Annotated in this window: 13 protein-coding genes and 1 pseudogene; 7 read left to right on the plus strand and 7 right to left on the minus strand. The window is 29.6% G+C overall.

Annotated elements, in window-relative coordinates; genetic code table 11:
- Window positions 1-12: 12 nt before the first annotated feature.
- A complete protein-coding gene (locus BTO16_RS10800; protein WP_105021698.1) occupies window positions 13-942 on the plus strand; it encodes a homoserine kinase in 930 nt (309 codons plus the stop codon).
- Window positions 943-1,012: 70 nt separating this feature from the next.
- Window positions 1,013-2,296, plus strand: coding sequence for a threonine synthase (thrC, locus tag BTO16_RS10805; RefSeq protein WP_105021699.1), 1,284 nt, complete (start codon window positions 1,013-1,015; stop codon window positions 2,294-2,296).
- 204 nt (window positions 2,297-2,500) lie between these two features.
- Here the strand turns inward: thrC and BTO16_RS10810 are convergent, their stop codons facing one another.
- From BTO16_RS10810 to BTO16_RS10840, 7 genes and pseudogenes are all read right to left on the minus strand, one after another.
- Window positions 2,501-3,211: a ZIP family metal transporter gene (locus BTO16_RS10810; protein WP_105021700.1), complete on the minus strand. Its 711-nt coding sequence runs from the start codon at window positions 3,209-3,211 to the stop codon at window positions 2,501-2,503.
- A 12-nt stretch (window positions 3,212-3,223) separates the two neighbouring features.
- Window positions 3,224-4,528, minus strand: coding sequence for a Na+/H+ antiporter NhaA (gene nhaA / locus BTO16_RS10815; RefSeq protein ID WP_105021701.1), 1,305 nt, complete (start codon window positions 4,526-4,528; stop codon window positions 3,224-3,226).
- 198 nt (window positions 4,529-4,726) lie between these two features.
- A complete protein-coding gene (locus tag BTO16_RS10820; protein WP_105021702.1) occupies window positions 4,727-5,104 on the minus strand; it encodes a DoxX family membrane protein in 378 nt (125 codons plus the stop codon).
- Between the two features lie 69 nt (window positions 5,105-5,173).
- A pseudogene (locus tag BTO16_RS10825) lies at window positions 5,174-5,559 on the minus strand (heme-binding protein); the annotation flags it as partial.
- 153 nt (window positions 5,560-5,712) lie between these two features.
- The gene (locus tag BTO16_RS10830; protein WP_105021703.1) at window positions 5,713-6,879 is read right to left on the minus strand and encodes an MFS transporter; all 1,167 of its coding nucleotides are present in this window, start codon (window positions 6,877-6,879) and stop codon (window positions 5,713-5,715) included.
- Between the two features lie 2 nt (window positions 6,880-6,881).
- Window positions 6,882-7,289 carry a hydroxyisourate hydrolase gene (gene uraH, locus BTO16_RS10835; RefSeq protein ID WP_105021704.1) on the minus strand — a complete coding sequence of 136 codons (408 nt, stop codon included), beginning with the start codon at window positions 7,287-7,289 and terminating at the stop codon, window positions 6,882-6,884.
- Window positions 7,290-7,368: 79 nt separating this feature from the next.
- On the minus strand, window positions 7,369-7,938 hold the full coding sequence (locus BTO16_RS10840) for a Crp/Fnr family transcriptional regulator (protein WP_105021705.1): 570 nt from the start codon (window positions 7,936-7,938) through the stop codon (window positions 7,369-7,371).
- Between the two features lie 415 nt (window positions 7,939-8,353).
- Between BTO16_RS10840 and BTO16_RS10845 the strand changes: the two genes are divergently transcribed.
- The 5 genes from BTO16_RS10845 to BTO16_RS10865 all read left to right on the plus strand — a co-directional run bounded on the left by BTO16_RS10845 (window position 8,354) and on the right by BTO16_RS10865 (window position 12,866).
- A complete protein-coding gene (locus BTO16_RS10845) occupies window positions 8,354-9,652 on the plus strand; it encodes a tyrosine-type recombinase/integrase (RefSeq protein WP_105021706.1) in 1,299 nt (432 codons plus the stop codon).
- Complete coding sequence (locus BTO16_RS10850; protein ID WP_105021707.1) at window positions 9,633-10,676, plus strand: hypothetical protein; 1,044 nt, start codon at window positions 9,633-9,635, stop codon at window positions 10,674-10,676. The genes BTO16_RS10845 and BTO16_RS10850 overlap by 20 nt, the downstream gene beginning before the upstream one ends.
- 93 nt (window positions 10,677-10,769) lie before the next feature.
- A complete protein-coding gene (locus tag BTO16_RS10855; protein ID WP_105021708.1) occupies window positions 10,770-11,063 on the plus strand; it encodes a helix-turn-helix domain-containing protein in 294 nt (97 codons plus the stop codon).
- Window positions 11,064-11,065: 2 nt separating this feature from the next.
- On the plus strand, window positions 11,066-11,596 hold the full coding sequence (locus tag BTO16_RS10860) for a hypothetical protein (protein WP_105021709.1): 531 nt from the start codon (window positions 11,066-11,068) through the stop codon (window positions 11,594-11,596).
- Window positions 11,589-12,866 (plus strand): DUF3987 domain-containing protein, encoded by a 1,278-nt coding sequence (locus BTO16_RS10865; protein WP_105021710.1) that lies wholly within the window; start codon window positions 11,589-11,591, stop codon window positions 12,864-12,866. Before BTO16_RS10860 ends, BTO16_RS10865 begins: the two co-directional genes overlap by 8 nt.
- Window positions 12,867-12,888: the final 22 nt, after the last annotated feature.

Consider the following 12,888-nt stretch of genomic DNA (forward strand, 5'->3'; position numbering starts at 1 on the left):
AACTATTAAAAAATGGACTATTTAAAAATCTTCGCTCCGGCAACTGTAGCTAATGTTTCCTGCGGATTTGATTCTCTCGGTTTTGCTGTAGATGCTGTTGGCGATGAAATGACGTTTACAAAAACAGCAGAAAAAGGCGTGAAAATAACCAATATTACGGGCGCAGATTTAACCTATAATATTGATGAAAACGCTGCAAGTGCCGTTGTAAAAAAAATATTGAAGGATGCAAATGCTGATTTCGGAATTGCATTAACCATTCATAAAGGTTTTGCTCCAGGAAGCGGATTAGGTAGTTCTGCGGCAAGTGCTGCGGGTGCTGCTTTTGGCGCAAATCAATTAGTAGGAAACATTTATTCTGATTTAGAACTTACAAAATTCGCAATGTTTGGGGAGGAAGTTGCTTGTGGTTCTGCGATTGCAGACAATGTTTCTGCCGCAATTTATGGCGGTTTTGTGTTGGTTAGAAGCTACGATCCTTTAGAAATTATAAAATTACCCGTTCCGGGTGAATTAAGAGTGGTTGCCATTCATCCGCAAATAGAAATAAAAACAAAAGATGCTAGAGATGTTTTACCAATTGAGATTCCGTTAAAAGACGCCGTTACACAATGGGCAAATGTGGGTGGTTTAATCAGCGGTTTATATACTGATAATTACAATTTAATTAGCAACTCTTTAGTTGATATTATTGTAGAACCTGCACGTAAACCTTTAATTCCGTTTTTTGATGATGTAAAAAATGCAGCAATTAAAGCAGGCGCTTTAGGAGCCGGAATTAGTGGTTCTGGACCCACAATTTTTGCACTTTGTAAAGGCGATGAAATTGCCGAAAAAGTATATAAATCGATCAAAGAAAGTTATCAAAATACAGGAATTGATTTTGAAATGTTTATTTCAAAAATAAATCCGGAAGGAATAAGAATTAAAAATAGTTATTAGTTTTTAGTGTTTAGTTATTAGTTTTTACTGTAACTCAAAACTCTGAACTCAAAACCAAAAACTCTAAAAAATGAACTACTATAGTTTACACCATAAATCGCCAAAATCAACTTTTAAAAACGCCGTTGTTCAAGGTTTGGCAAAAGACAGAGGGATTTATTTTCCTGATACAATTACGCCACTTTCTAAAGATTTTATTGAGAACATTTCTGAGTATTCAAATCATGAAATTGCTTATGAAGTTATTAAACAGTTTGTTGGTGATGAAATACCCGCTGAAAAACTAAAAAAAATTATTAAGGAAACGGTTTCTTTTGATTTTCCTTTGGTAAAGATTGATGATAATATTGCTTCTTTAGAATTATTTCACGGACCAACCATGGCTTTTAAAGATGTTGGCGCCAAATTTATGTCGCAATGTTTAGAGTATTTTAACCAAGGAAATACGGATGAAATTACTGTTCTAGTTGCCACTTCTGGCGATACTGGCGGCGCAGTTGCTAATGGCTTTTTAGGTGCGAAAGGCGTTAATGTGGTTATTTTATATCCTTCAGGAAAAGTAAGTGATATTCAAGAAAAGCAATTAACAACTTTAGGGCAAAATATTACCGCTTTAGAAGTTGATGGTGTTTTTGATGATTGCCAAGAAATGGTGAAAACCGCTTTTTTAGATGAAGAAATTACCAAAACGTTAACCTCTGCAAACTCTATAAATGTTGCGCGTTGGTTGCCACAAATGTTCTATTTTTTCTTTGCTTATAAAGAATTACAATCAAAAAATAAAGAGTTGGTTTTCTCTGTTCCTAGCGGGAATTTTGGAAATATTTGTGCCGGAATTATGGCACAAAAACTAGGTTTACCAATTAAGCATTTTATCGCTTCTACAAATATAAACGATACAGTTCCTACTTATTTAGTAGAAGGTATTTACAAACCAAAACCATCAAAAGCAACGATTTCTAACGCGATGGATGTTGGAAACCCAAGTAATTTTATCAGAATACAAGAACTGTTTAATAATGATTTAGAAACGCTTAAAGATGCTTTTTCTTCATATAGTTTTACCGATGATGAAACGCGTGCAACAATGAAAGACATTTATAGAAATACTGGCTATGTTGCAGAACCGCATGGTGCAGTTGGGTATTTGGGCTTAAAAAAATACGGATTAAAAGAAAACGAATTTGGTATTTTTCTAGAAACAGCACATCCTGTAAAGTTTTTAGATGTTGTTGAAGACGTTTTACCTGTAAAAGTTGAAATTCCTGAACAAATAAAAAAAATAATCAATAATAAGAAAGTTGCTTTTAAAGCCTCTAATTATCAAGATTTAAAAGATTTTTTAATGAAATAATAAATTTCATAATAATAAAAAAGTCCTAACAATTTAAATTGTTAGGACTTTTTTTTCCACATATTTCTTAAAATAACAATGAATGTAATTCGCAGATTTATAGATAATTATAGTGCTAGTAAGAAATGCTAAATGAATAGCAACAGTATCAAAATTCGCATTTATGGTTTATACACTTCAAAAAAATGTAAAAATTATTTTTGTTTATCCTATTAATTTTTCACATATAACACCTATTAAAAAGCCAAAAGTGGCTCCTAATGAAGTTAAATAATTATTCTTTAATTTGCTTTCAGGGATAATATCATTTATCAATAAATATAAAATACCTCCGCTAGCAAATGTCATTAAATGTGCTGTTAAAATAGGAGAATCCGTTAAAAAATAATGCCCAATTAAAGCACCTCCAATTCCAAAAAAACTTAAAAAGAAGAAGATAATTAGGGTTTTTTGTGCTGTAAAACCGCTGGCCACTATATCTCTGTAAGAATTAAAAGCTTCTGGTAAATTTTGAAATCCTATAAAAATGGCTAGCAAAATAGCCATATTTGGTTCTATTGCAAAAGTAGCTCCCAATGCAATAGATTCTGGAATAAAATCCATTAACATCGCTAATAAAGTAGCGTTTTTACCTCCTTTTTTAGCCAAATACCTATCAATAAATAAAAAGATAACAACACCCAGCGTAAATGAAATTGTCATTGGCAAAACTTCTAACTCTTCCAATCCCTTTGGGATTAAAACCAAAGAAACTGCAGACAATATAATTCCTGCTCCAAAAGACATAATTGTATGGATTATTGAATATTTAACAGGAGTTTCTTTAATATGATGATTAAAAAAATTAGCTAAAAGTCCGCCTATAAAAACGGTAATTCCTGCAAATCCTGAAAACAACAATAAATTTTGTAACATTTTTTAATAGTCTTATTCTATATCCTTTTTAGAACTTATTCTTAAAAGAATGTATCCAAGAACTGCAGAAATTAGCGAACCTAAAAGAATTCCTATTTTTGCAGAGCTTATATATTCTGGTGTTGATGCAAAAGCCAAACTTGCAATAAAAATAGCCATTGTAAAACCAATACCTGCAATAAATGAAACACCAATAATTTGTTTAAAATTTACATCTGCAGGAATTTGAACTAAGTTCATTTTTTTTGCTAAAAAAATTACAGAAGGAATTCCTAAACCTTTTCCTAAAACTAAACAAAGTATAATATTTATAACAAGAGGAACTTCTATAGCAACAGAGCTATCTATTAAAACACCCGCGTTAGCCAAAGCAAAAAGAGGAATAATAAAATATGCAACCCAACCGTGTAAGCTGTGTTCTAAATGTTGCAATGGAGATTGCACTTTATTACTCCAATCTTCTAAATTGTCTAAGTGTTCTATTTGCTCATTAGATAAAATTGGTTTTTGTAGAACACGTGAATTTTTTATATCTGTAAAAATACCTTCTAGTTGATCTAAAAATGTAGATGTTTCAATTCTCTGTCTAATAGGAACAGAAAATGCTAATAAAATACCAGCAACTGTTGGATGAACTCCAGATTTTAAGAAAAGAAGCCAAACGATAATTCCTACAAAAAATAAGATAAATTTTGAGTAATAGCCTTTAAATGATAAAAAATATAAAACAGCTAATAAACCTAAACCAATGAACAGTAGGGTTGTTTTAATTGTACCACTATAAAAAACAGCAATTACTAAAACGGCTTCTATATCATCTACAATTGCAAAAGCGATTAAAAAAATTTTAAGACTTAGAGGAACTCGTTTTCCCAACGCATTTAAAACCGCTAAAGAAAAAGCAATATCTGTTGCCATAGGAATTCCCCAACCTTTAAATGTATCCGGGTTTTGATTTAAAAACATAAACATGGCTACAGGAACAATTACCCCACCAAGTGCACCAAATAAAGGAAACGCAATTTTTTTAATTGAATTTAGTTCGCCAATTAATACTTCTCTTTTTATCTCTAAACCGATTAAAAAGAAAAAAATAGCCATTAAACCATCGTTAATCCAAAGTATTAAAGGTTTTTTAAGTTCAAAATTTTCACTAGAAATTCCAATTTTATAATCCCAAAGAGAAGTATAACTATCTGCAAAACTAGAATTTGCCCACACTAATGCCGTTATTGTGCTTAATAATAATAAAATCCCACTAAATCCTTCAATTTTGATAAATTTTTGAAAAGGGGTAAGGAATATTTTTTGAATCATAATTTCTCTGATAAAGCGTTAACTATCAAATATAATAATTACGGATTAATAAATTTAAAAATAAAAATACATTAAGAAATATATAACACTTTTGCCTAAGTGTAATTTACATTAACTTCCTTAAACAGTAAGACAAGCCATTAAAGTTGTTGCCTAGTTTTTCAAACTTCATTTGGCTAGAAAAACTAAAAAAATATTTTAGGTTGCTGTAAGTAATGCGCTATAATTTTTTCTATAATGATGCAAAAAGACGATATTTAAAATCAATAATATTAAAGCTCCATAAATTTTTGCTGGATCAAGAAACAAATGAAATAATACCGCATTTATAGAAACACTCATTAAAATTAATGCCATTATTGCACCAAATTTGTTAAAAATAAACGCTAAACCTGCGGTGATCTCTACAACACCAACTAATTGCATTGCGTATGTAGATAAAAGATTTTGAAAATATACGTTTGCTTCTTGAGCCATCTCAGGAAACGGAATATAATTAAAGAAATGATCTAGTCCAAAAAAGAGTAGAAAAATGCCAAAAAATACACGAAGAAATATAAATAGTTTAGAGTTCATTTAAGTTTTGTTTTAAAATGTAAGAATGTAATGTTTTATTTTAATCTTTGTTTTAATAAAGTATAACTTTTATTTTATTGAAGAATATCCTAAACCTAATACGGCTTTTAGTGCTATATTATGGTCATTTTCAATTCCGCCACCTACAGAAACACCAATACTACCTAAAAGTTGCCCGTCTTTATAAATAGGAATACTAACACTTAATAATAAAAGTTCAGGAAGTGTCTTTAAGTTTTCTGCATCAATTCAAAACTAGCAGTTTTAGTAAATAAAGAGGTATCTACTTTTCTACGATAAGCCCCTGTATTGTGCGGTCCTAGGTGATCAACCTTTATTAATAAAAGTATTATTCCAGAAGAATTTAGCACAGCAACCGACACGTTTTTTTCTGTTTTTTGAGCTTCTAAAGCTGCTTTATTTGCTAAACTTAAAGCTCCTTTCTGATTTAAGCTTTACGATTTAGTTACATCCTGTGCAGATAAAGTAACTGCAATCATCAGCGAAAATAGTAACGTTAAAAATAATTAGATGTTTTCATTTGTCTGCTAATTTTTATGGATGATTTTTATTTTGAAATATAAACTTGCATATTTCTTACGTATTTGTTAAGAATAATTCTTTTTATTGTAGATAAGTTGAATGCCAATAATTAGAATTGAAAAGAAAATCCCTAAAGAAGCAACACCAGTCCACTTAAAATGTTGCCACATAATTGCTCCTAAACTTGTTCCTAAAGCACCACCAATAAAAAAACCAACCATATAAATGGTATTTACTCTATTTCTAGCATCTTCGTTTTTAGAAAAAATGATGTTTTGATTGGTGATGTGCAATGCCTGTAAGCCTAAATCGACCAAAATTACACCAATGGCAATACCTACTAAAGAGTTTGCTGAAACAAGAAATACAACCCAAGAAACTAATAACAAAAAAGCAGAAATAAGAATAATTTTATTCTTATTCACTTTATTATTTAGCTTGCCAACAACGGTTGCACCAAAAGCACCAATAATTCCGAATAATCCAAAAGCGCCAGTAACACTGCTTCCGTAGTTAAAATTTTCTTCCATTAAAAAAACCAAAGTAGTCCAAAATGCACACAAACCGGCAAAAGCTAAAGCACTCTTTATCGTTGCCAATCTCAATGAGGGTTCTTTTTTAAAGTAATACCATAAAGAGCGCATTAAACTGCTATAACTTCCTTTATAATTTGGTGTTAGCTTGGGTAATTTAAACATTAACACTACAAATAAAAGAAGCATTAAGGCGGTTGCTGCAAAATACATGGTTCGCCAACCGTAAATTTCTCCAACAAAACCACTTATAATTCTGCTTCCCAAAATACCAATTAACAAACCACTCATAACGATACCAATAGACCTACCTCTGTTTTCGGAATTACTTAATTGCGCAGCCATTGGCACAAATAATTGCGGAATTGAAGAACTAAAACCAACAAAAAAGCTACTAACAATTAGTAATAGCAAGGAATTTGAGAATGCCGTTGCTAGTAAAGCGATGATCATTAAACCAAAATCGTATTGTAAAATAGTGTGATTCGAGATTTTATCACCCAAAGGGATAATAAATAATAAACCGAACGCATATCCCAATTGTGTAAAAAGGGCCACATTACTCACAGCCGATTCAGAAACGTTAAACTCTACCGAAATAAGGTGTAAAAGTGGCTGACTGTAATATAAATTTGCCACAACCAAGCCAGCAGTAATACTCATTAAATACAATAGCGAATTAGATAGTGTTGGTTTCATGTTTAACTTCCTCTATATGTTGAATATCCAAAAGCAGACAGCGTAATGGGAACATGAAAATGATTTTTACCTTCTAATTTAAAAACTACTTCTATAAAAGGGTAGAAAGTTTCTACCTTCTTACTTTTAAAATAATCTTCAGTATAACACGTAAAACGATAAATTCCATCATTTTTATTTTCTGATGAAAGAAAATCGCCTATTCTGCCGTCTTTATTTGTTCTTTTTTCTGAAACAAAGTGCCAAATATTCTTTTTAGAATCTAATTTTTCTAATTTAATTTTCACATTTGTAGCAGGTAATCCTTCGGATACATCTAAAATATGTGTTGATAATTGATACTCTTTTTGTTGAGAAACCCCCTTACTTGCAATAAATACGAGCAGCATCGTAACTATTATTTTTTTCATCTATTTTATATGACTGTTTATATTGAGGACAAAATTAATGAGGAAAAGGAAACTAAATGTTGATCTATGTCAACGTTTTTTATAACATCTTTTTTACACGACTTAAAGTAGAAGGCGAAATACCCAAATAAGAGGCAGCCATTTTATTAGAAACTCTTAAGAGTAAGTTTGGTTGATTTTTAATAAGCCACTGTACTTTTTCTAAAGCATCAAACCCTTGAAAACCATAAATTCTTTTTTGCGCAGTTATAAAACCTAATTCTAAAATTTCTCTGTAAATGTTATTAAATTCTGGGTATCTATCCACTAATTTATAAAAGTCATCTCTTGATATTACTAATAATTCTGAGGCTTCTATAGTTTGTAAATATTCGCAAGCAGGTTTTTGATCTATAAAACTAGGCAGCGCGGTACAAAACATACTTTCGAAAGCAAAATACCGAGAAGTTTCTATACCCTCTTTGTTAATTGTGTACAAGCGAATACATCCTTTATTAATAAAAAAATATTGATAGCAAACATCATAGTAATTTATTAAAACTTGATTTCGGCTTGTCTTTTGAGAAACGAAATAATTACAAATTACCTCTATATCTTTTTGTGATAAATCTGTTCTTTTAGAAATGTAATTTTTTAATAGCTGAAGCATCTTAAAGGATAAATAAAACTAAGATAATTAGAATATGAGATTAATTAGATGTCTTTAAGAAGCTTAAAAAGTAAAATTACCTTCAAAAAGCACAACTTAGCCGCGAGGTAAAAAAATTATGCAATAACTCAAAAAACTTAATTAGATAAAATAACACAGACAAATTAAACGTTAAAAATGAAAAAAGCAACTGATAATCAATTGATTAAAAGTTGCTTTTGTTGGCCTACAAGGACTAATTTAAACATTTTTGTACTTTTCTAAATTATCTATTTTTCCCAATAAATAAAGGGATTAAACAGGTTTTTAGAAAAGTAAGAAAAGGTAAAACAAAGAGAAAATGGTAAAATACCGACACAAATACCGACACAAAAAAATATTTAACTATATTTGAAATGGTTAAAAATTATTTAAAATGGCTTCGGTTAAATTTCTTCTTCGAAATAAGAAAGCAACAAAATTTGTTACTATTTATTATGGCATAAATCTATCTGCAAATAGCAGGATAATAGGTGCTACAAAATTTAAAATAAATCCTGCATATTGGAATGATGCGAAACAAGAAGTTAGAAACATGACTGATGTTTCTGAAATTAAAGACAACATCAATAGTAAGCTATCAGATTTTAAAAGATTTGTTTTAATAAAAATATCGGATTATGACTTTTACGACACAGATGAAATAAAAAAAGAACTCAAAAAAGATATCGACATCTATTTTGGAAAAAATCTTAAAGAAGAAAAACTAACATTTTACACTTTTTCAAAACAATTTATTGAGCAATCAAAAAATAGAATTATTGACAGCAATGGAAGAACACTTTCTAACAGAACGATCAAGGAATATGAAAGAACTTTAGAACTTCTAAAAGATTTTGAAAAAGAATACAAGTACACAATAAGCTTTGAATCAATAAATATGGATTTCTATAGCTTATATATAGACTATCTAGAAAACCTAGATTTCTCTTTAAATACTATTGGAAAATTCATAAAGCAGCTTAAAGTTTTTATGAACGCAGCAACAGAAGAAAACCTAAACACTAATTTAAGTTTTCAAAGTAAACGTTTTATAAAACCAAGTGCAACATCTACCCAAATCTACTTAAATGAAATTGAGCTAAAGAAAATTATTGATATAGATTATAGTGATAATAAAATACTAGACAACGCAAGAAATCTTTTTATCATTGGAGCATATACTGGTTTAAGAGTTTCAGATTTTAATGGATTAACAAAAAAGAGCATTCACGAAAGTAATGGTAAACGTTTTTTTAGAGTAATTGTAAAAAAAACAGGAAAATACCTTCCGATACCAATACATCCAGAAGTAGAAAAAATATTAGAAAAGAATGATGGAAATCCTCCTAAAAGAATGCCCGAACAACATATAAATGTCGCTTTAAAAAAGATTGGTGCTAAAGCAGAATTAAACGGAGAGATTATCTTTAAAAAAATTAAAGGAGGAAAAGAAATAAATGTAACAAAGAAAAAATATGAAATGATCTCAAATCATAGTTCAAGAAGATCATTTTGTACGAATGCTTATTTTGCAGAAATGCCAATTCTAGACATTATGGCAATTAGCGGTCATACTTCTGAAAAAGTTTTTCTAAATTATATTAAAATAACAGACGATGAACGTGCGTTAAAAATTTCTGAGAGCTCCTTTTTTAAAAACAAAATTATTTCAGATGGAAGTGAAAAAATTTAATTACAGTAAACTAAAATACTTTGGAATAATTGATTTTAACCTTTTTGAAAATTTAAGTATTTTTAAAAAAAAACAACTTCTAATTGATTACAAACTATTTTTCATTAGCAATAAAAATTATTCGAAAAATAAAAACTCTTTTTACCTTGAAAATGTAGCTTCATTTAATATAATAATTTTGCATCAAGCAATAACTTACCAAATTAATTACGACATAGTAGATGAATACATAAATTATTTTACAATGTCTTTTAATGAACTATTAAACGGTTATTATGAAGGCGATATTTTACTAAGTAATAAAATAGATTTGGAAAAACTTTTAACAATAAAACAAAAAAATAAATACTTAAAAAAGGTTTACCAAAACTCAATAAAATTTATAAAAAATAAAGAAGAACTTGATTTTATAAAAATCCCAAATGACACTGATGCTTTTATAAAAATTAAGGATTTCACTATTGAAAACAACCCTAATGATTTACTTAATTACTTACTTGGTGTGTATTTTCCAGAAAACGGTAGCGTAATTTTTGATTATTGTGCTAAATTATGGACTATTAGAAAACTTCTATTCTTTTGCACAGAAAACATAGAGTCCTTAGCTATTTCAGACGTTAATCCGCAAAAGAAAACAAAAAAAAAAGACAATAGAATTATTGATTCAGGTTTTGAGGATAAGTTTGAAAAAATGTCGAACTACCCCCTAGTCTTTATTAACCTTAAAACTGAACTTATTTTCAAAGCCTTTCTTAAGACATTAGGAGCAATTGATGAAAATAACAACCCTGTAAATGGGGTCTTTCAACCCGCTAGCCATGCTTTTTACGATAGCGCCAAGTTACTAGAATATGATGAAATTGTAATTTCACAAAAAATATTTCAAGTGGGTAAAAATAAATTTAAATTTATTGAAATGCTTATTAAAGAATATGGTCTTTCTAAAACTACAACAAAGCTATCAAATGGAAAAAACTATCAGAATAATGCACTAAAATTTATAACAAAGTCATTACAGAATTAAAAAGAACAAAGCCAGAACAACAAAGAATTTCTAAGGAATAACATTACTTTCTTTAAATGTGATTTTTGCCCATAATTATAAAACAATATAATCATGGTAAATCAAAAAATTACACAAGTACATCACACTAGCGAAGAAGATCTGGCTTTAAGTGTTTCAAAAGCCGTAGCAATCGTATTCAATGCTTTTGCAGAAAAATTTCAACCTCAAAAACCAACGGAATGGATTACAAGAAATCAAGTTGGTGAAATCCTCTCTATTTCTTTAGTCACAGTTGACGACTGGACTAAAAGAAATATTTTAACCGCCTATCGAATTGGAAACAAGAAAAGATTTAAACTCTATGAAGTAGAAAGTTCATTAACTAAAATAAATAAATCTTCTTAATTATGAAAAGTCAAATATTAAATATTAGAATTTCAGATAGTTTAAAAAAAGATTTAGATACGTTAAGCGAAATGAATGGTGAATCTATATCAGATATAACCAGAAAAGCACTTCAAGGATTTGTAAGTAATCAGTTAAGTAGTAAATCTGCTATAATAAATGATCTTGAGCAAGATTTAGATTCTGAAGATAAGACTTGGTTCAGTCTTTCTAAAACAATTTCCACCATTCATAATAATGGGCGGTGGTTAAGTGAATCAGAAACTATTGAGATTTATAATGAGATTTTAGAGTTGATGGACGATGCAAGATCTGACAACGATACAAAAGAGGCCTATTTAAATTCTTTTAAAAAATCTAAAAGGGAATTAAATAAGTTAGGCTTGGCAATGTGTCTTTATTTAGAGGATCTTATAAATCCACAAGATGGTTTTAATAATTTTAGCTATAAAAGTTTTTCAGCTTTTTTAAAACACTTAATGTGCGAAATCTTAGAAGGGATTATTATTTTAAAGGTTCCAAATAATGGTTAGTACAAGGCTTGAAATAGAACAAACTTTAAATGAGCTTACAAAATCTAAAGAAGACATCCTTAAAGATAAGCTAGAGGTAATTATATCAAGATTACCTCTAGGTTTATCTTCCTTGATTGAAAATGGATTTAAATATAAGCGCATTCCAAAAGAATATCTGTTGAGTTCAATTTTATTTACTTATTCTACAGCTACAGGAAGAACCTTTTTTATAGATGCTTTAGGCTATAAAAATTATGCAAATCTCTATTTCGCAATTATAGGAAGCAGAGGAGATGTAAAAACCGAGGCAATTAAAACAGCTACCAATCCTATAAAAAAAGCGGATGATAAAGAGTATGAAACATATTTATCAGAAAATAGAACCCGCAACAAAGAAGATGAAGTAGTTAGAAGAAAACAAACGCTTATTCAAAATGCTTCAATAGAAGCGGCGCATCAAATTCATTTCGAAAACCCAAACTCTATCGGTATTTGTATGGATGAAATTTTTGGATTAGTTGAAAAAATGGGAAGCTCTAATAGCAGAGATGGCGTTGAATGGAGAAATTTTCTATTAGAAGGTTACACAAATGGAGTTGTCGATGTGTCTAGAAAAACAACAACTAGTTTTAGAATTCTCGAAAGCTATCCTACGCTTATCGGTGGCCTACAACATCAACTTGTTAAACATTTATTTGCAAACGGGAATCTAGAAAGTGGCTTTATAGATAGGATTTTATTCACGGTAAAATTAACTAAAAACAAGGTATTAAGATCAGAGGGAATTCCGACAAATTGCATTGAGAGCTACAACCAGTCAATTAAAAAATTATTGGAGTATAAAAAGCAAAGCGAAAACCCTGATGAAATGCGTAAGCAATTTCAAATTTATTTTACAAATGATGCTGAAGTAATGCTGTTTAATTATGTGCAAAAGTTAATCGATAATCAGGAAGTAGCAAAACCAATATTAAAAGAGTATCTATCTAAGATGCAAATTTCAATACATAAATTCTGTTTGTTAGCGTTTATAATATTGAATGCTTCCGAAAGTACTTTTAAATCAGAACTTACAACACAAGCTGTAGAATTAGCAATTGTTTTAAATGATTTCTATTTTTTAAATTTTCAAGTTGTTATTGAGGATAACTTTAAAGCAACACAAAAAGAGGTTCCTGTGGAAGCTATTATTGCACTCGCTAAAAAGAACAATGCAACACAAAAAGCAGTTGTTGAAATTACAGGATTACACAAAGGAACAATATCTAAAAAATGGAATAAGAACTAAGGCAACAGGCAACTTGAAACTA

It is taken from the genome of Polaribacter glomeratus, from assembly GCF_002954665.1.
GTDB lineage: Bacteria > Bacteroidota > Bacteroidia > Flavobacteriales > Flavobacteriaceae > Polaribacter > Polaribacter glomeratus.

Bases quoted from the DNA above. Each gene is read 5' to 3' on its own strand.
- BTO16_RS10800 (WP_105021698.1), top strand. From the start codon at position 13: ATGGACTATTTAAAAATCTTCGCTCCGGCAACTGTAGCTAATGTTTCC.
- thrC (WP_105021699.1), top strand. From the start codon at position 1,013: ATGAACTACTATAGTTTACACCATAAATCGCCAAAATCAACTTTTAAA.
- BTO16_RS10810 (WP_105021700.1), bottom strand. From the start codon at position 3,211: ATGTTACAAAATTTATTGTTGTTTTCAGGATTTGCAGGAATTACCGTT.
- nhaA (WP_105021701.1), bottom strand. From the start codon at position 4,528: ATGATTCAAAAAATATTCCTTACCCCTTTTCAAAAATTTATCAAAATT.
- BTO16_RS10820 (WP_105021702.1), bottom strand. From the start codon at position 5,104: ATGAACTCTAAACTATTTATATTTCTTCGTGTATTTTTTGGCATTTTT.
- BTO16_RS10830 (WP_105021703.1), bottom strand. From the start codon at position 6,879: ATGAAACCAACACTATCTAATTCGCTATTGTATTTAATGAGTATTACT.
- uraH (WP_105021704.1), bottom strand. From the start codon at position 7,289: ATGAAAAAAATAATAGTTACGATGCTGCTCGTATTTATTGCAAGTAAG.
- BTO16_RS10840 (WP_105021705.1), bottom strand. From the start codon at position 7,938: ATGCTTCAGCTATTAAAAAATTACATTTCTAAAAGAACAGATTTATCA.
- BTO16_RS10845 (WP_105021706.1), top strand. From the start codon at position 8,354: ATGGCTTCGGTTAAATTTCTTCTTCGAAATAAGAAAGCAACAAAATTT.
- BTO16_RS10850 (WP_105021707.1), top strand. From the start codon at position 9,633: ATGGAAGTGAAAAAATTTAATTACAGTAAACTAAAATACTTTGGAATA.
- BTO16_RS10855 (WP_105021708.1), top strand. From the start codon at position 10,770: ATGGTAAATCAAAAAATTACACAAGTACATCACACTAGCGAAGAAGAT.
- BTO16_RS10860 (WP_105021709.1), top strand. From the start codon at position 11,066: ATGAAAAGTCAAATATTAAATATTAGAATTTCAGATAGTTTAAAAAAA.
- BTO16_RS10865 (WP_105021710.1), top strand. From the start codon at position 11,589: ATGGTTAGTACAAGGCTTGAAATAGAACAAACTTTAAATGAGCTTACA.